The sequence below is a fragment of the Klebsiella sp. 10982 genome (genome assembly GCF_048589245.1).
Lineage (GTDB): Bacteria > Pseudomonadota > Gammaproteobacteria > Enterobacterales > Enterobacteriaceae > Klebsiella > Klebsiella quasivariicola.
Genome location: NZ_JBMAXV010000014.1, coordinates 61,398 through 77,377, shown reverse-complemented (window position 1 = coordinate 77,377; position 15,980 = coordinate 61,398). Strand labels below are relative to the sequence as shown.

13 protein-coding genes and 1 riboswitch are annotated in these 15,980 nt (G+C 56.7%); of the genes, 7 read left to right on the top strand and 6 right to left on the bottom strand.

What is annotated here, in order from left to right:
• Positions 1-9: 9 nt before the first annotated feature.
• Positions 10-245, bottom strand: a riboswitch (Lysine riboswitch).
• Positions 246-594: 349 nt separating this feature from the next.
• Complete coding sequence (gene pgi, locus ACKLKD_RS13265; protein WP_012543196.1) at positions 595-2,244, top strand: glucose-6-phosphate isomerase; 1,650 nt, start codon at positions 595-597, stop codon at positions 2,242-2,244.
• 49 nt (positions 2,245-2,293) lie between these two features.
• On the opposite strand, the gene ACKLKD_RS13260 is transcribed toward pgi, so the two are convergent.
• Both ACKLKD_RS13260 and ACKLKD_RS13255 read right to left on the bottom strand, forming a co-directional pair.
• Entirely contained in the window at positions 2,294-2,749 is a 456-nt protein-coding gene (locus ACKLKD_RS13260) for an acyltransferase (protein ID WP_025713353.1), read from the bottom strand.
• Positions 2,750-2,757: 8 nt separating this feature from the next.
• Positions 2,758-3,267, bottom strand: a complete 510-nt coding sequence (locus tag ACKLKD_RS13255) for a GNAT family N-acetyltransferase (protein ID WP_080924794.1) — start codon at positions 3,265-3,267, stop codon at positions 2,758-2,760.
• 144 nt (positions 3,268-3,411) lie between these two features.
• Here ACKLKD_RS13255 and psiE point away from each other — a divergent pair, with 144 nt between their 5' ends.
• The gene (gene psiE / locus ACKLKD_RS13250; RefSeq protein ID WP_025713351.1) at positions 3,412-3,822 is read left to right on the top strand and encodes a phosphate-starvation-inducible protein PsiE; all 411 of its coding nucleotides are present in this window, start codon (positions 3,412-3,414) and stop codon (positions 3,820-3,822) included.
• A 192-nt stretch (positions 3,823-4,014) separates the two neighbouring features.
• On the opposite strand, the gene malG is transcribed toward psiE, so the two are convergent.
• The 3 genes from malG to malE form a co-directional block, all read right to left on the bottom strand.
• The gene (gene malG, locus ACKLKD_RS13245) at positions 4,015-4,905 is read right to left on the bottom strand and encodes a maltose ABC transporter permease MalG (protein WP_025713350.1); all 891 of its coding nucleotides are present in this window, start codon (positions 4,903-4,905) and stop codon (positions 4,015-4,017) included.
• A 156-nt stretch (positions 4,906-5,061) separates the two neighbouring features.
• Positions 5,062-6,606 (bottom strand): maltose ABC transporter permease MalF, encoded by a 1,545-nt coding sequence (gene malF, locus ACKLKD_RS13240; protein ID WP_025713349.1) that lies wholly within the window; start codon positions 6,604-6,606, stop codon positions 5,062-5,064.
• Positions 6,607-6,723: 117 nt separating this feature from the next.
• Positions 6,724-7,914 carry a maltose/maltodextrin ABC transporter substrate-binding protein MalE gene (gene malE, locus ACKLKD_RS13235; RefSeq protein WP_002884740.1) on the bottom strand — a complete coding sequence of 397 codons (1,191 nt, stop codon included), beginning with the start codon at positions 7,912-7,914 and terminating at the stop codon, positions 6,724-6,726.
• A 370-nt stretch (positions 7,915-8,284) separates the two neighbouring features.
• Between malE and malK the strand changes: the two genes are divergently transcribed.
• The 5 genes from malK to ubiA all read left to right on the top strand — a co-directional run bounded on the left by malK (position 8,285) and on the right by ubiA (position 13,381).
• Positions 8,285-9,394 (top strand): maltose/maltodextrin ABC transporter ATP-binding protein MalK, encoded by a 1,110-nt coding sequence (malK, locus tag ACKLKD_RS13230; protein WP_025713802.1) that lies wholly within the window; start codon positions 8,285-8,287, stop codon positions 9,392-9,394.
• Between the two features lie 85 nt (positions 9,395-9,479).
• Positions 9,480-10,769 (top strand): maltoporin, encoded by a 1,290-nt coding sequence (locus tag ACKLKD_RS13225; RefSeq protein ID WP_002884747.1) that lies wholly within the window; start codon positions 9,480-9,482, stop codon positions 10,767-10,769.
• Positions 10,770-10,883: 114 nt separating this feature from the next.
• On the top strand, positions 10,884-11,816 hold the full coding sequence (malM, locus tag ACKLKD_RS13220) for a maltose operon protein MalM (protein WP_012543193.1): 933 nt from the start codon (positions 10,884-10,886) through the stop codon (positions 11,814-11,816).
• Between the two features lie 187 nt (positions 11,817-12,003).
• Positions 12,004-12,501, top strand: a complete 498-nt coding sequence (ubiC, locus tag ACKLKD_RS13215) for a chorismate lyase (protein WP_025713803.1) — start codon at positions 12,004-12,006, stop codon at positions 12,499-12,501.
• Between the two features lie 13 nt (positions 12,502-12,514).
• Positions 12,515-13,381 carry a 4-hydroxybenzoate octaprenyltransferase gene (ubiA, locus tag ACKLKD_RS13210; protein WP_025713804.1) on the top strand — a complete coding sequence of 289 codons (867 nt, stop codon included), beginning with the start codon at positions 12,515-12,517 and terminating at the stop codon, positions 13,379-13,381.
• 57 nt (positions 13,382-13,438) lie between these two features.
• Here the strand turns inward: ubiA and plsB are convergent, their stop codons facing one another.
• A complete protein-coding gene (gene plsB / locus ACKLKD_RS13205; protein ID WP_025713805.1) occupies positions 13,439-15,862 on the bottom strand; it encodes a glycerol-3-phosphate 1-O-acyltransferase PlsB in 2,424 nt (807 codons plus the stop codon).
• Between the last annotated feature and the right edge of the window lie 118 nt (positions 15,863-15,980).

Here is a 15,980-nt window from a genome sequence, read left to right as displayed (position 1 = left end):
ACTACGATGTCACCCAGAAGTGCTCCACCTTGTAGACCCGACTCACCGCTCTGGGCGCTGAGGTGTTCGGGTATGAAACGCCCGACTGCGAACGTTTCTGGTGACAACCCAGGGGATTCAGCCCCTGTGGCCGGTGAGGAGCGCGACCAGACGCTCTTTCACCTCGGCGTTGCTCCCCCTCACGTATTTTCCCCGGACTGGTTCCTCCAATACGGTTACCTGGGCAACGCACCTCTTCTGGCAATTACCGACGTCTTTCACCTGGCCGGGGGAGCCGGGACATTATATCCCCCACGAATACCCTTTCGCTGTAGCGTGAAATGCGCGAGCAATAGATACCTACTAATACGTAGGCACTGCGGATATATAAAGGCTTAACACCAGCTATGTCAACGCTGCGGTTATGCGGATTTTTCATGCCCCTGCGGCTAACAGAAAAAAGCCTTATGATAGCTATACTAATGGGGCTTTTTACTCCGTTTTGACCCGATTCCTGACCCGCGTCAGGGACAAGTCACAAAAATCATCACAATTTTCCGTCACCGGCGCTACAATCGACCGAAGTCACAATCTCAAATCAGAAGAGTATTGCTAATGAAAAACATCAACCCAACGCAGACCTCTGCCTGGCAGGCATTACAGAAACACTTCGACGAAATGAAAGATGTCACTATCAGCGAGCTGTTCGCTAAAGATAGCGACCGTTTTTCCAAGTTTTCCGCGACGTTCGACGATCTGATGCTGGTGGATTTCTCCAAAAACCGCATCACCGAAGAGACGCTGGCTAAACTGCAGGACCTGGCGAAAGAGACTGACCTGGCAGGCGCCATTAAATCGATGTTCTCTGGCGAGAAGATCAACCGTACGGAAGACCGTGCGGTACTGCACGTCGCGCTGCGCAACCGCAGCAATACGCCGATTGTGGTTGATGGTAAAGATGTGATGCCGGAAGTGAACGCCGTGCTGGAGAAGATGAAAACCTTCTCCGAAGCGATTATCTCCGGTAGCTGGAAAGGCTATACCGGCAAACCGATCACCGACGTGGTGAATATCGGTATCGGCGGCTCCGATCTTGGTCCGTTTATGGTGACCGAAGCGCTGCGTCCGTACAAAAACCACCTCAACATGCACTTTGTCTCTAACGTCGATGGCACCCACATCGCCGAAGTGCTGAAGAACGTCAACCCGGAAACCACCCTGTTCCTGGTGGCGTCCAAGACTTTCACCACTCAGGAGACCATGACCAACGCCCACAGCGCGCGCGACTGGTTCCTGGCGACCGCGGGCGACGACAAGCACGTGGCAAAACACTTCGCCGCGCTCTCCACCAACGCGAAAGCGGTTGGCGAATTCGGTATCGACACCGCCAACATGTTCGAATTCTGGGACTGGGTGGGCGGCCGTTACTCCCTGTGGTCAGCGATTGGCCTGTCCATTATTCTCTCCGTGGGCTTCGACAACTTCGTTGAGCTGCTGTCCGGCGCGCATGCAATGGATAAGCACTTCTCCACCACCCCGGCGGAGAAAAACCTGCCGGTGCTGCTGGCGCTGATCGGTATCTGGTACAACAACTTCTTCGGTGCAGAAACCGAAGCGATTCTGCCGTACGACCAGTACATGCACCGCTTTGCCGCTTACTTCCAGCAGGGCAACATGGAGTCCAACGGTAAGTATGTTGATCGTAACGGCCACGCGGTGGACTACCAGACTGGCCCGATCATCTGGGGCGAGCCGGGCACCAACGGTCAGCACGCGTTCTATCAGCTGATCCACCAGGGGACCAAAATGGTACCGTGCGATTTCATCGCTCCGGCTATCACCCACAACCCGCTGTCCGACCATCATCCGAAGCTGCTGTCCAACTTCTTCGCCCAGACTGAGGCCCTGGCCTTCGGTAAATCCCGTGAAGTGGTCGAGCAGGAATATCGCGATCAGGGTAAAGATCCGGCGACTCTGGAGCACGTGGTGCCGTTCAAAGTGTTCGAAGGCAACCGCCCGACCAACTCCATCCTGCTGCGTGAGATCACCCCGTTCAGCCTCGGGGCGCTGATTGCCCTGTACGAGCACAAAATCTTCACCCAGGGCGCGATCCTCAACATCTTCACCTTTGACCAGTGGGGCGTTGAGCTCGGCAAACAGCTGGCTAACCGCATCCTGCCGGAGCTGAAAGACGGCAGCGAAGTTAGCAGCCACGACAGCTCTACTAACGGTCTGATTAACCGTTATAAAGCCTGGCGCGCATAACGTATGCGCAGCTAAGACGGAATGCCGACCCTTTGGTCGGCATTCTTATTTATAGCCGCCGCAACAGCCTCGCCGGATTCCCTGCCCACACCCCTTTCTCGGTAATGGACTTTGTGACCACGCTGCCCGCGCCGATCACCACCCCATCGCAGATGCTGACGGCCAGAATCGTGGCGCCGCTGCCGATCGACACGTCATCGCCAATCTCGATCCGCCCCCAGCTGGCGCGGTCGGCGTTTGGTTTGCCATCGCGGAAAAGGTCGTTGGCAAACATCACGCCGTGACCGATAAAGCAGCGCTGGCCGATGGTGACGTACTCGCAGATAAAGGTGTGGGATTGAATTTTACTGTTTGCGCCGATGCGGGTATTGCCCTGGATCTCAACGAATGGCCCGACGAACACGTTATCGCCAAGGATACAGTCGTAGAGGTTGGCGGGCTGGTAGATCACCACGTTTTCGCCGCTGGTGACGTTGCGGATCGCCGTTTCCCGAAGAGTATGCATACTGCCTCTCAGATTGGTTTGGCCAGAATATGTAAGGTGCTTTGCTGGCTGGCGGAATGAAAGGTGACATCTTTCACGTACTGCATCCCCTGGCGTTCGTAAAAACGGCGCGCGGCGGGATTATCAGCGAGTACCTCCAGCCACAGCCAGCTTTCACCGGCCGCTTTTGCTCGCGTCTCGACGGCGTGAAATATCTGCTCGCCGTAGCGGTGGCCGGTCTCACCCGGCAGCAGATAGAGCTTGTGCAGCAGCGTGCCGGACGGACCTTCGGCACTCAACGCCTGACAACAGGTGTACTTAGCAAAGCCGACAGGGTGGGGGGCTTCAGCAATCAACCAACAGCACTGCGAATCGGTCAGGCTACGTTGCAAAGAGGCCAGGGAATACTCTTGTTGCAGGTAATGCGCCAGCTCATCGGCGTTATGCCAGTGGTGAGCAAAGTGATGGCGATAGCTGGCATTACCCATTTCGTTGAGCAAAGCCGCATCCTCTGCCAGTGCGGTACGAATTTTTAGCATGGTTGTTTCCTTTTTACCCCGTCCGTCTGGCCTGTGATTGTTACATCCTGGCCGAGGGTGGCAAAAAGTTAGCGAATAATATCGATCTGGATCACATTTTTGCGTTATACAGGTCTCAAAGAATCATAATGATGAGGTGAATGTATGTCGTCGGTTTATCGCCCTCTGGTGAATTTTATCGCCACTGCGATGCAAACGGTTTTAAATCTTGGGCTGTTGTGTCTGGGGATTATTTTGATCGTCTTCCTCGGTAAAGAGACGCTGCATCTGGCCGATGTCCTCTTTACCCCGGAGCCAACCAGTAAATACCGGCTGGTGGAAGGTCTGGTGGTTTACTTCCTCTACTTCGAGTTTATCGCGCTGATCGTCAAGTATTTTCAGTCGGGGTTCCACTTTCCGCTGCGCTATTTCGTCTATATCGGTATCACCGCGATTGTGCGTCTGATCATCATCGATCATGAATCGCCGCTGGCGGTGCTCATTTACTCCGCGGCGATCCTGATCCTGGTGATTACGCTCTGGCTGTGTAACTCCAATCGCCTGAAACGCGAATAAAAAAAAGCGGCCTCCAGGGCCGCTGACCAACAGTCACAAATAGAATTTATGTAGGGTCCAGTTGAGGATAGCAGTGGCATTGACCTTACTTTTTCAGCTGAGGGCGACGGCAACAATACCCGGTTGGGGTCGTGTATTGCGGCTAGACCGTCGGCCCTCCTCTGAAATTTGGGGCCGGTGTTACAAAAAAACTTAACCTTTCACCCCGCCCGCCGTCAGGCCGTTAACCAGCCAGCGCTGCGCCAGCAGGAAGACCACCGTGATCGGGATGGCGGAGAGCACCGCCGCGGCGGCGAAGTCGCCCCACAGATAGTTCTGCGGGTTGAGATACTGTTGCATACCTACCGCCAGGGTATAGCTGTTCACATCGCGCAGCAGCAGCGAGGCGACGGGCACTTCGGTGATGGCTGCGATGAACGACAGAATAAACACCACCGCCAGAATCGGCACCGACAGCGGCAGCAGCACGAGGCGGAAGGCCTGCCATGGGGTCGCGCCATCCAGCGCCGCCGCTTCTTCCAGCGAACCATCGATGGTTTCGAAGTAGCCTTTAATCGTCCAGACGTGCAGCGCGATACCGCCCATATAAGCGAAGATCACGCCGCCGTGGGTGTTAAGGCCGACAAACGGGATGTACTGGCCCAGGCGGTCAAACAACGCGTACAGGGCTACCAGCGACAGCACTGCCGGGAACATCTGGAAAATCAGCATCCCTTTCAGCAGGGTCGCTTTCCCCGGGAAGCGCATACGGGCGAAAGCGTAAGCGCAGGTGGTGGAGAGGGCGACGATACCGATCGCGGTGATCCCGGCGACCTTAATCGAGTTCCACAGCCACAGTAGCACCGGGAACGGCGGCGGCGTGACGCGGCCATCCGCATGCTCCACGCTGAAGCCTAACGCCAGGCGCCAGTGTTCCCAGGAGATGGTCTCCGGGATCAGGCTGCCGGTGGCGAAGTTGCCTTCGCGCAGCGAGATAGCGATAACCATCAGCAGCGGAAACATAATCGCGGCGATGAAAATCAGTAACAGAAGATGCGTGGTAAAGAGACGCAGCTTTTGAGATTTGGGTTGGACCATAGCCATTGTAATTTTACTCCCCTTGACTTCGCTCCAGGCTATTTTGCTTGCCATTTTGAACTCGGGCAGTGCTCAGAATCCTCACGTACTACGTGTACGCTCCGGTTCTTCCGCGCTGGCCGAGTCCAAACTGTCCGCGCCAATAACGCCTGGTAATTCCAATTAATCAAACTTCATGCGCGTGGCTTTCAGATTCACAATCGCTAACGCGCCAACCAGCAGGAAGATAAGCGTTGCGATAGCCGCCGCCAGGCCGAAGTCCTGACCGCCGCCGCCTTCAAAGGCGATGCGATAGGTGTAGCTCACCAGCAGGTCGGTATAACCGGCCGGGGTGGTGGTGCCGAGACGGTCCGGACCACCGTTGGTCAACAACTGAATCAGGACGAAGTTGTTAAAGTTAAAGGCAAAGCTGGCGATCATCAGCGGCGTCAGCGGCTTAATCAGCAGCGGGAAGGTAATTTTAAAGAAGTTCTGGAACGGGCCGGCGCCATCCATTGCCGACGCTTCGTACAGATCGTCCGGAATCGCCTTCAGCAGCCCCATGCACAGGATCATCATGTACGGGTAGCCCAGCCAGGTGTTGACGATGATGATCATGGTGCGCGCGGTGGTCGGGTCGCTAAACCAGGCCGGCTTAATGCCGAACAGGGTGCTGAGCATCATGTTGATTTCACCAAAGCTCTGGTTGAACAGCCCTTTGAAAATCAGAATCGAAATAAACGACGGTACGGCGTACGGCAGAATCAGCAGGACGCGATAAATCGCTTTGCCTTTCAGCGCTTCCCATTGTACCAGGCAGGCGAGGATCATCCCCACTGCCACGGTCAGCACTACGGTCAGGACCGAGAACACCACCGTCCAGACGAAAATCGCGAAGAACGGTTTCTGAATGCCTTCATCGTGGAAGACGCGGGTAAAGTTGTCCCAGCCGATAGTCACAGTGTAGCCCGGACTCAGCTTCTCATTGCCCCAGCTACCGTCGGCGTTAATTGACTGGTAGAAGCCGACATCGTTGTTCGGACGGTATTTGACGTGGGTCTGATTGTTGGTCAGTACCCCATCTTCGCCCAGCGTATACAGCGGCTGGGTACCGGAGAACTGGCGCAGCGAACTCATGATGACTTTGCTGTCATCAGGCAACACCGCGGTCAGCTGGTTCAGCGCGGTGCGATTCTGGGTAATCACGCGCAGGTTGGCGCGCTCGCCTTCCGGCAGGGCGTCGGTTTCTTTTAACGTCAGCTTCTGCTCACCGCCGAATTTAAAGGCGTCAGAAAGGTAATTTTTACCGCTTTCGCCGTCGATCAGCGCCAGTTTCCAGTCGTCACCCGCCGGGATCAGCGTGAAATTATAGGCTTTGCCAGCCAGGAAGGAGCGATCCATCAGCACCTGCTGCGCACGCTCAAAGGTCAGCTGGTTGGTGCTGCTGTAGTTGGTAAACGCGATAGCGATAGTACAAATCAGCGGAAACAGGACAAACAGGCCCATACCGGCGAGGCCGGGATAGACATAGCGCCAGGCATACGCCTTGCGATTAGCGAAAATATACAGGCCAACTGAGCTTAAAATCAGCGTCATGATGGCGAACAGGTACTCCCCCTGGGCGTACATCAAAACAACAAGGTAACCCACCAGCAGGCACAGTAAGCCAATCACAGACCATGTGAGTTGCGGACTTTGCCACCAGTGTCTCTTTTTAACGGCATCCATGGGGATCATCCTCTACAGCGGTGAAAACTTATTTGTCAGGTGGCGTTTTGCTTACCTGACCTACGGTCCGAGCCGTAGTGGTAGGGCGGGTAAGCGCAAGCGCCACCCGCCGTTTTCTTACTTAGTGATACGGCTCTGTGCATCTTTCAGTGCAGCATCGACAGTCTGACGACCGCTGGCGGCGTTGATAACCGCGGTACGAACGGCATACCAGAAGGCAGACATCTGCGGGATGTTAGGCATAATCTCGCCTTTCTGGGCGTTCGCCATGGTGGCAGCGATGCGCGGATCTTTTTCCAGTTTTTCCTGGAAGGATTTCAGCGCTACCGCACCCAACGGTTTGTCGTTGTTAACGGCTTCCAGACCCTGATCGGTCATCAGGTAGTTTTCGAGGAACTCTTTCGCCAGCTCTTTGTTCGGGCTGGCGGCGTTGATCCCCGCGCTCAGCACGCCAACGAACGGTTTAGATGGTTTGCCTTTAAAGGTTGGCAGCAGGGTTACACCGTAGTTAACCTTGCTCTTATCGATGTTAGACCATGCCCATGGACCGTTGATGGTCATCGCGGTTTCGCCTTTGTTGAAGGCCGCTTCGGCGATGGAGTAGTCGGTATCGGCATTCATGTGCTTGTTCTTGATCAGGTCAACCAGGAAGGTCAGACCCGCTTTCGCGCCTGCGCTGTCCACGCCGACGTCTTTCACATCGTACTTGCCGTTTTCAAACTTGAACGCGTATCCACCGTCGGCAGCGATCAGCGGCCAGGTGAAGTACGGTTCCTGCAGGTTGAACATCAGCGCGCTCTTACCTTTCGCTTTCAGTTCTTTATCCAGAGCCGGGATCTCTTCCCAGGTCTTCGGTGGGTTCGGCACCAGGTCTTTGTTGTAAATCAGGGACAGGGCTTCGACCGCGATCGGGTAGGCGATCAGTTTGCCGTTATAGCGAACCGCATCCCAGGTGAACGGGTAGAGTTTGTCCTGGAACGCTTTGTCCGGGGTGATTTCCGCCAGCAGGCCGGACTGCGCGTAGCCGCCAAAACGGTCATGTGCCCAGAAGATGATGTCCGGGCCGTCGCCGGTTGCCGCAACCTGCGGGAATTTTTCTTCCAGCTTGTCCGGGTGTTCTACGGAAACTTTAATGCCGGTGTCTTTTTCAAACTTTTTACCCACTTCAGCGAGGCCGTTGTAGCCTTTATCGCCGTTAATCCAGATAACCAGCTTACCTTCTTCAATTTTCGCGAGGGCAGAGGCGGAAAACATCATCGTGGTCAGTGCCGACAGCGCGAGGATGCGAGCGCCAGTTTTGATTTTCATATACCCGTCCTTTTTGGTGATGTACTCGTGGATACACTTCGGTGGCTTAACGATGATGAGTTTCCTTTTTTAACAACCCCTTTCCATCCTCCCCGGGTCTACGCCCCACCCGCTGGTTGTGTGATCTCCATTGCAAAAACGGCCGTATTGCGTCCTGGAGCACAGAAAAAAGTGCCCAATTTTGTTGCCTCCATCACGAAATCACCCGCCAGCCGCCATCCCCCGCGGCGAGAGCCAATCTCTCATCCTCCCATCTCCTCCCCCATAAAAAAGCCGGGGGGTGGAGGATTTGCCTGGTCAATGAATGCCGCATAGTCGACCCATCTTGAATGTGACTGTTAGTGACAGGTTGTAACGAAGGGAGAAGGGCATGGCGAGCGTACAGCTGCGAAATGTAACGAAAGCCTGGGGTGACGTGGTGGTATCGAAAGATATCAATCTCGATATCCACGAAGGGGAATTCGTCGTGTTTGTCGGGCCATCGGGCTGCGGCAAATCTACCCTGCTGCGTATGATTGCCGGGTTAGAAACTATTACCAGCGGGGACCTGTTTATCGGTGACACCCGCATGAATGAAATCCCACCGGCAGAACGCGGCGTTGGGATGGTATTCCAGTCTTATGCACTCTATCCCCACCTTTCCGTTGCGGAAAATATGTCGTTTGGCCTGAAGCTGGCCGGTGCGAAAAAAGATCTGATTAACCAGCGGGTGACCCAGGTTGCGGAAGTGCTGCAGCTGGCCCATCTGCTGGAGCGTAAACCGAAAGCCCTCTCCGGCGGTCAGCGCCAGCGTGTAGCGATTGGCCGTACGCTGGTGGCAGAGCCAAGCGTCTTCCTGCTGGATGAGCCGCTCTCCAACCTCGACGCCGCGCTGCGCGTCCAGATGCGTATTGAGATCTCGCGTCTGCATAAGCGACTGGGCCGCACCATGATTTATGTCACCCACGATCAGGTGGAGGCGATGACCCTCGCCGACAAGATCGTGGTTCTCGACGCCGGCCGGGTGGCGCAGGTTGGGAAACCGTTGGAGCTCTATCACTATCCGGCTGACCGCTTCGTTGCTGGCTTCATTGGCTCACCGAAGATGAATTTCCTGCCGGTCAAAGTTACCGCAACGGCTATCGATCAGGTGCAGGTTGAACTGCCGAACCGTCAGCAAATCTGGCTGCCGGTGGACAGCGCCAACGTGCAGGTGGGCGCCAACATGTCCTTAGGTATCCGCCCGGAGCATTTACTGCCCAGCGACATCGCCGATGTGACCCTCGAAGGTGAGGTCCAGGTCGTCGAACAGCTCGGTCACGAAACGCAAATTCATATCCAGATCCCCGCCATCCGTCAAAACCTGGTTTACCGCCAGAACGACGTGGTGTTGGTAGAAGAGGGAGCCACATTCGCCATCGGTTTGCCGCCAGAACGTTGCCACTTATTCCGTGAGGATGGCACCGCTTGTCGTCGGCTGCATAAAGAGCCGGGCGTGTAAGGCTTCCCATTAAAAAAAGGCGCGAACCCGGCTGGCGGTACACCGGCGAAGCGTGCAAAGAAAAGCAATGATCTCAGGAGATAGAATGATGATTACTCTGCGCAAACTTCCTCTGGCGGTCGCCGTCGCAGCAGGCGTGATGTCTGCTCAGGCGCTGGCTGTCGATTTCCATGGCTACGCACGTTCCGGCATTGGCTGGACCGGTAGCGGCGGCGAGCAACAGTGCTTCAAAGCGACCGGTGCTCAAAGTAAATACCGTCTTGGTAACGAATGTGAAACCTATGCGGAACTGAAGCTGGGCCAGGAGCTGTGGAAGGAAGGGGATAAGAGTTTTTATTTCGATACTAACGTTGCCTATTCCGTGAATCAGGAAGATGACTGGGAAAGCACCTCTCCGGCGTTCCGTGAAGCCAACATCCAGGGTAAAAACCTGATCGACTGGCTGCCGGGCTCTACGCTGTGGGCGGGTAAACGCTTCTATCAGCGTCATGACGTTCACATGATCGACTTCTACTACTGGGATATCTCCGGCCCGGGTGCTGGTCTGGAAAACGTTGACCTTGGCTTCGGTAAGCTCTCTCTGGCCGCTACCCGTAACTCAGAAAGCGGCGGTTCTTATACCTTCTCCAGTGATGACACCAAAAAATATGCCGCGAAAACTGCCAACGACGTCTTTGACATCCGTCTGGCGGGCCTGGAAACCAACCCGGGCGGCGTGCTGGAGTTAGGTGTCGATTACGGCCGTGCGAACCCGCAGGATGATTACCGTCTGGAAGACGGCGCGTCGAAAGACGGCTGGATGTGGACTGGTGAACATACTCAGTCTATCTGGGGCGGCTTCAACAAATTTGTCGTTCAGTACGCCACTGACGCTATGACCTCCTGGAACAGCGGTCACTCTCAGGGGACCAGCATTGATAACAACGGCAGCATGATCCGCGTTCTGGATCACGGCGCGATGGACTTCAACGATGACTGGGGCCTGATGTACGTGGCGATGTACCAGGACGTGGATCTGGACAGCAAGAACGGTTCTACCTGGTACACCGTGGGTGTCCGTCCGATGTACAAATGGACGCCGATCATGAGCACCCAGCTGGAAATCGGTTACGATAACGTCAAATCCCAGCGTACCAGCGAAAACAACAACCAGTACAAAATTACCCTGGCTCAGCAATGGCAGGCAGGTAACAGCGTCTGGTCCCGTCCGGCTATCCGTATCTTCGCAACCTACGCGAAGTGGGATGAAAACTGGGGTTACAGCAACACCTCCGGTCTGCAGACAAAAGACAGCAGCGGAAGCGGCGCTTTCACCTCCAGCCGTGGTGACGACAGCGAAGTTACCTTCGGTGCCCAGATGGAAGTGTGGTGGTAATACCGTCCGCAGGACGAGTGTAACCTGGGAGGGGCGTCAGCCCCTCCTGATTATTCAGGGTTAGCGCGCTATTGCCTGGCTACCGCTAAACCGATGCTATCCAAGGTGAGAAGAATGAAAATGAAGAAAACTCTCGTCGCTCTGTGTTTATCCGCAGGGATGTTGGCATGCGTGCCGGGGATGAGCCTTGCCGATGTTAACTTTGTACCGCAGAACACCAGCGCTGCGCCGTCTATTCCAGCCAGTGCGCTGCAGCAGCTGATCTGGACGCCTGCCGATCAATCAAAGACGCAGAGCGTTGATTTAACCACTGGCGGTCAACGCCTGGATGTCCCGGGGATCGTCGGGCCGGTCGCCGCCTGGAGCGTGCCGGCCAATATCGGTGAGCTGACTCTGACCCTCGACAGCGAACTGAACAAACACAAGCAGATTTTTGCGCCGAACGTGCTGATTCTCGATCAGAACATGACGCCCGCGGCGTTCTTCCCCAGCAACTACTTTACCTATCAGCAGCCGGGCGTGATGACCGCCGATCGCCTGGGCGGCGTGATGCGCCTGACCCCGGCGCTGGGCCAGCAGAAGCTCTACGTGCTGGTATTTACCACTGAAAAAGATCTCCAGCAGACCACGACCTTGCTGGATCCGGCGAAAGCCTATGCCAAAGGCGCAGGCAATGCGGCGCCGGATATCCCGGACCCGATCGCCAAACATACCACCGATGGTGTGCTGAAGCTGAAAGTGAAAACCAACAGTACCTCCAGCGTGCTGGTGGGCCCGCTGTTTGGTTCCTCCGGCCCGGGGCCGGTGACCGTCGGCAACACCGCGGCGCCGGTAGCCGCGCCAGCCGCTGCAGCCGCCGCTGCGGCGCCGGCAGCCAAAAGCGAACCGATGCTCAGCGACACCGAAACCTACTTCAACAATGGTATTAAGCAGGCGGTGAAACAAGGTGACATCGACAAAGCCCTGAAATTGATGAACGAAGCTGAGCGCCTCGGCTCGAAATCCGCTCGTTCCACCTTTATCAGCAGTGTAAAAGGCAAGGGGTAATCGTCTCCCCACAATGCTGATGTTTAGGCACAGCCTTTAGGTGCATCCCGCGGGATGCACCTTTTTTTGCACGCGCGGCAGCCTGTTGCATGGCTGTTGCGTGAATGATCGTATATTGACGTTTGCCCGCCACCAACCGCCTATTCTGCGATACAATGCTTTCACGTTATGTACCGGAGAATCAGGCATGTCCCATCCTGCGCTTACGCGACTGCGTGCGCTGCGCTATTTTGCCGTTATGCCCCCCCTGGCGCCGCCGCTGAGTGACTGGCTGCTGCTGGAGGACTCAATGACCCAGCGCTTTGAACAACAAGGAAAGCAGGTCACCGTGACCCTGGTTAACGAAGGGTATATCGGACGTGAGGCGCTGGCTGATGAAGCGGCGCTGCTGCCCGCCGAGCCGCGCTACTGGCTGCGGGAGATTATACTCAATGCCGATGGTGAGCCCTGGCTGGCCGGGCGCACGGTGGTGCCGGAGTCGACGCTGTGTGGTCCGGAGCTGGCGCTACAGCAGCTCGGGCAGACCCCGCTGGGCCGATACCTGTTCACGTCGTCGACGTTAACCCGCGATTTTATTGAAATTGGTCGCGATGCAGCGCTGTGGGGACGTCGTTCCCGCCTGCGGCTGAGCGGCAAACCCCTGTTGCTGACCGAGCTGTTTTTGCCTGCGTCGCCGTTGTACTGAGAGGAAGAAAAAAATGGAGTGGAGTCTGTCGCAGAATAAGCTGTTGGCGTTTCATCGCCTGATGCGCACTGACAAACCGATCGGCGCCTTGCTGCTGCTGTGGCCGACGCTGTGGGCGCTGTGGGTGGCCTCGCCGGGCGTCCCGCCGCTGTGGATCCTGGCGGTATTTATCGCTGGCGTCTGGCTGATGCGCGCTGCCGGCTGCGTGGTGAATGACTATGCCGATCGAAAATTTGATGGTCACGTGAAGCGTACCGCCCGTCGTCCGCTGCCGAGCGGCGATGTCACCGAGAAAGAGGCGCGAACGCTGTTTATCGTGCTGGTGCTGCTCTCCTTTCTGCTGGTACTCACCCTCAACACCATGACCATTCTGCTGTCAGTGGCGGCGCTGGCGCTGGCATGGGTCTACCCGTTTATGAAGCGCTACACCCATCTGCCGCAGGTGGTGCTGGGGGCCGCCTTTGGCTGGTCGATCCCGATGGCCTTCTCGGCCGTCAGTGAATCACTGCCGCTGAGCTGCTGGCTGATGTTCCTCGCCAACATTCTGTGGGCGGTAGCCTACGATACCCAGTATGCGATGGTGGATCGCGATGACGACCTCAAGATCGGCATTAAATCGACGGCGATCCTGTTCGGCGAAAACGATCGACTGATTATCGGTATTCTGCAGGTAGCCGTGCTGGCGCTGATGGGCGCGGTGGGTTGGCTGAATGGGCTGGGCTGGGAATATTACTGGTCGCTGTTCGTGGCGGCGGGCCTGTTTGGCTGGCAGCAGAAGCTTATCTTCAATCGCGACCGCGATAACTGCTTTAAAGCGTTTATGAACAATAACTACGTCGGGCTGGTGCTGTTCCTGGGCCTGGCGATGAGCTACCTGTAACTCCCTGTCTACTTCCCCCCGGCATCGCGGGGGGAAGTGAGGGCAGCAACCGCCGCGTTACGCGTCGTCCTGCGTGACGCTTTCAATGGTCAGACGCACATCCGATGTAATCAAATCCGCCAGCATCCGGTAGACCTTCAGGGTCTCTTCCGGCTCGGCGTCGCCAGTGTCGCTGATATAGCCTTCATCACGCAGGGTCAACACCAGGGTGCTGAACACCGCTTTGTCGAAGAACTCCGGCGCATTGATGCCGTGCAGTACCGACAGACGCTGGGCCACGGTACGACTCTCTTTTTCCAGCGAACTGCGGTTGATCGACGGGTTGGCGCTCAGCAGCCAGAAGGTGATGGCATAGCGCTGCAGCGTCTCGCGCGCGCCGGCGGCCAGCAGCTGCAGGGAGCGCGAATGAGACGGGTTGAGGCTCATCACATCGCCATCGACGACGATCAGCTCCTGACGCAGCATCTCGGCAATCAGCGCATCCACCACTCCGGCCAGCTCCGCTTTTTCCCAGCGCAGGAACAGCTCGGCTTTGAGGAACGGATAGAGCGTTTCGACATGGCGCAGCACTTCGGCGCGGCTGAGGTGGCGATGCTGAGTTACCAGGGCGGCTAACAGCGACGGCATCACCAGCATATGGGCGATGTTGTTGCGATAGTAGGTCATCAGTACCGCCTGCTCGCGCGGCAGAATGATGATATCGCCGATGGTGTCCTTCTCGACCTCGAACTTGTTCATCTGCAGCGCGTGGTCGATGAGCTCACTGGCCGAAGCGGACGGCGCGGTGGCATCTGGCGCATAGGGCACATTGCGCAGCAGCGCGAGGTAGCACTCCAGCTGTTGGGTCAGTTGCTCCCGGGTCAGCGAACGCTGACGCGAGGCCAGCAGCGCCGTACAGCACAGGTTCATGGCGTTGGCCGCGCCAGCGTTGTTGATGCGCACCATCAGGTCAGCGGCAATGTTATTTACCGTCGGCGTCAGCCAGGAAGGGCGGACCGCTTCGATCGGGTCGATTGCTTCCCGCCACTCCGGCACATGGTGGTTCAGGTAGGTCATCAGCGGCAGCGGTTCGCCGAAGTTAACGTAACCCTGGCCAAGATTGCGCAGCTTACTTAAGCCACGCACCATCTGCGGCAGACTCTCTTTCTCTTTGGTGGCGCCGCGCAGCTCCTTGGCATAGGTTCCGACCTCCATCACGTGCTCATAGCCGATGTAAATCGGTACCAGAGTGATCGGTCGGGTGCCGCCGCGCAGCATCGCCTGGATGGTCATCGACAGCGTACCGGTCTTCGGATCGAGCAGCCGGCCAGTACGGGAGCGGCCGCCTTCCACAAAGTACTCCACCGAATAACCACGGCTGAACAGTTCGCCAAGGTATTCGCGGAACACGGTGGAATAGAGCTTGTTGCCCTTAAAGGTACGGCGAATAAAGAAGGCGCCGAGGCGACGGAAGATCGGCCCGGCTGGCCAGAAGTTGAGGTTGATGCCCGCCGCGATATGTGGGGGGACCAGTCCCTGATGGTACAGGACATAGGAGAGCAGCAGATAGTCCATGTGGCTGCGGTGGCAGGGGACATAGACAATTTCATGGCCGTCGTGCGCCAGCTGGCGAACGCGCTCGGCGTTATGCACGTTGATACCCTGGTACAGACGGTTCCAGGTGAAGCCGAGAATGCGGTCGGTCAGGCGGATCATCTCGTATGAGAAGTTCGCCGCAATCTCTTCCATCAGCGCGATAGCGTTCTGCTGGGCCTTCTCGTGAGAAATTTTCTTGCTGCGCGCTTCGTCTTCTACCGCGCGGGCGATCGCTTTCGAGGCCAGCAGTTTATTAAACAGATCCTGGCGGGCTGGCAGACGCGGGCCGACGGCGGCCAGGCGCTGGCGGGCAAAGTGCATGCGGGCGACGCGAGCCAGCTTCTGAGCGATGATCTTATCGGTACCATGCTCATCGGCCATGCGGCGCAGCGACACGGAAGGCGAGAAACGCACGAAGCTGTCGCGGCCGAGCCAGGAGACGGCGAAAAATTTCTGGATACCGTTGAGCATCCGCAGCGGCGGATTAACTTCCCCTTTCTCGCGACCCGGCGAGCGGCCAAACATCACCGAGACCGGCACCATTTGCACATCGAGATCCGGATGGTTGCGGTGCAGATCGAGGTAGTCGTGGAACAGCTTGATGGACTCTTCTTTTGGCGTGTAATAGGTAAACACGCGTGGCCCGCCGTGGATGAATACGTAACGCGGCAGCAGCGTGCCGTCGATCTCCAGCGGTTCAAACGGGTCAGGTAAATCATGCGCCAGGCATTGGGCGCGCAGCGTCAGCAGGTCCGCCTTCGAGTTATAGGGCAGGACGTACATGATCGGACGCGAGGTATCGAGTCCTAATTCCTGGGCGGGTTCTGCCGGAATAGACTTGCTTTTTACCAGCACCCGTAATGGTAAATTCAGTAATTTATAGTAAATTCGTTGCCAGCCGGACATAAACGATGTGAAGCCTCTGGTTAATCATGCAAATGCGCGGCAAGAATAACAGAAAGCGGGCAAAATTTCCGTTACCGCGCGGCAAACGCGTACACTCATCGACGTCATTTACATAAAA

Coding starts and splice junctions, on each gene's coding strand:
- pgi (WP_012543196.1), top strand. CDS start 595: ATGAAAAACATCAACCCAACGCAGACCTCTGCCTGGCAGGCATTACAG.
- ACKLKD_RS13260 (WP_025713353.1), bottom strand. CDS start 2,749: ATGCATACTCTTCGGGAAACGGCGATCCGCAACGTCACCAGCGGCGAA.
- ACKLKD_RS13255 (WP_080924794.1), bottom strand. CDS start 3,267: ATGCTAAAAATTCGTACCGCACTGGCAGAGGATGCGGCTTTGCTCAAC.
- psiE (WP_025713351.1), top strand. CDS start 3,412: ATGTCGTCGGTTTATCGCCCTCTGGTGAATTTTATCGCCACTGCGATG.
- malG (WP_025713350.1), bottom strand. CDS start 4,905: ATGGCTATGGTCCAACCCAAATCTCAAAAGCTGCGTCTCTTTACCACG.
- malF (WP_025713349.1), bottom strand. CDS start 6,606: ATGGATGCCGTTAAAAAGAGACACTGGTGGCAAAGTCCGCAACTCACA.
- malE (WP_002884740.1), bottom strand. CDS start 7,914: ATGAAAATCAAAACTGGCGCTCGCATCCTCGCGCTGTCGGCACTGACC.
- malK (WP_025713802.1), top strand. CDS start 8,285: ATGGCGAGCGTACAGCTGCGAAATGTAACGAAAGCCTGGGGTGACGTG.
- ACKLKD_RS13225 (WP_002884747.1), top strand. CDS start 9,480: ATGATGATTACTCTGCGCAAACTTCCTCTGGCGGTCGCCGTCGCAGCA.
- malM (WP_012543193.1), top strand. CDS start 10,884: ATGAAAATGAAGAAAACTCTCGTCGCTCTGTGTTTATCCGCAGGGATG.
- ubiC (WP_025713803.1), top strand. CDS start 12,004: ATGTCCCATCCTGCGCTTACGCGACTGCGTGCGCTGCGCTATTTTGCC.
- ubiA (WP_025713804.1), top strand. CDS start 12,515: ATGGAGTGGAGTCTGTCGCAGAATAAGCTGTTGGCGTTTCATCGCCTG.
- plsB (WP_025713805.1), bottom strand. CDS start 15,862: ATGTCCGGCTGGCAACGAATTTACTATAAATTACTGAATTTACCATTA.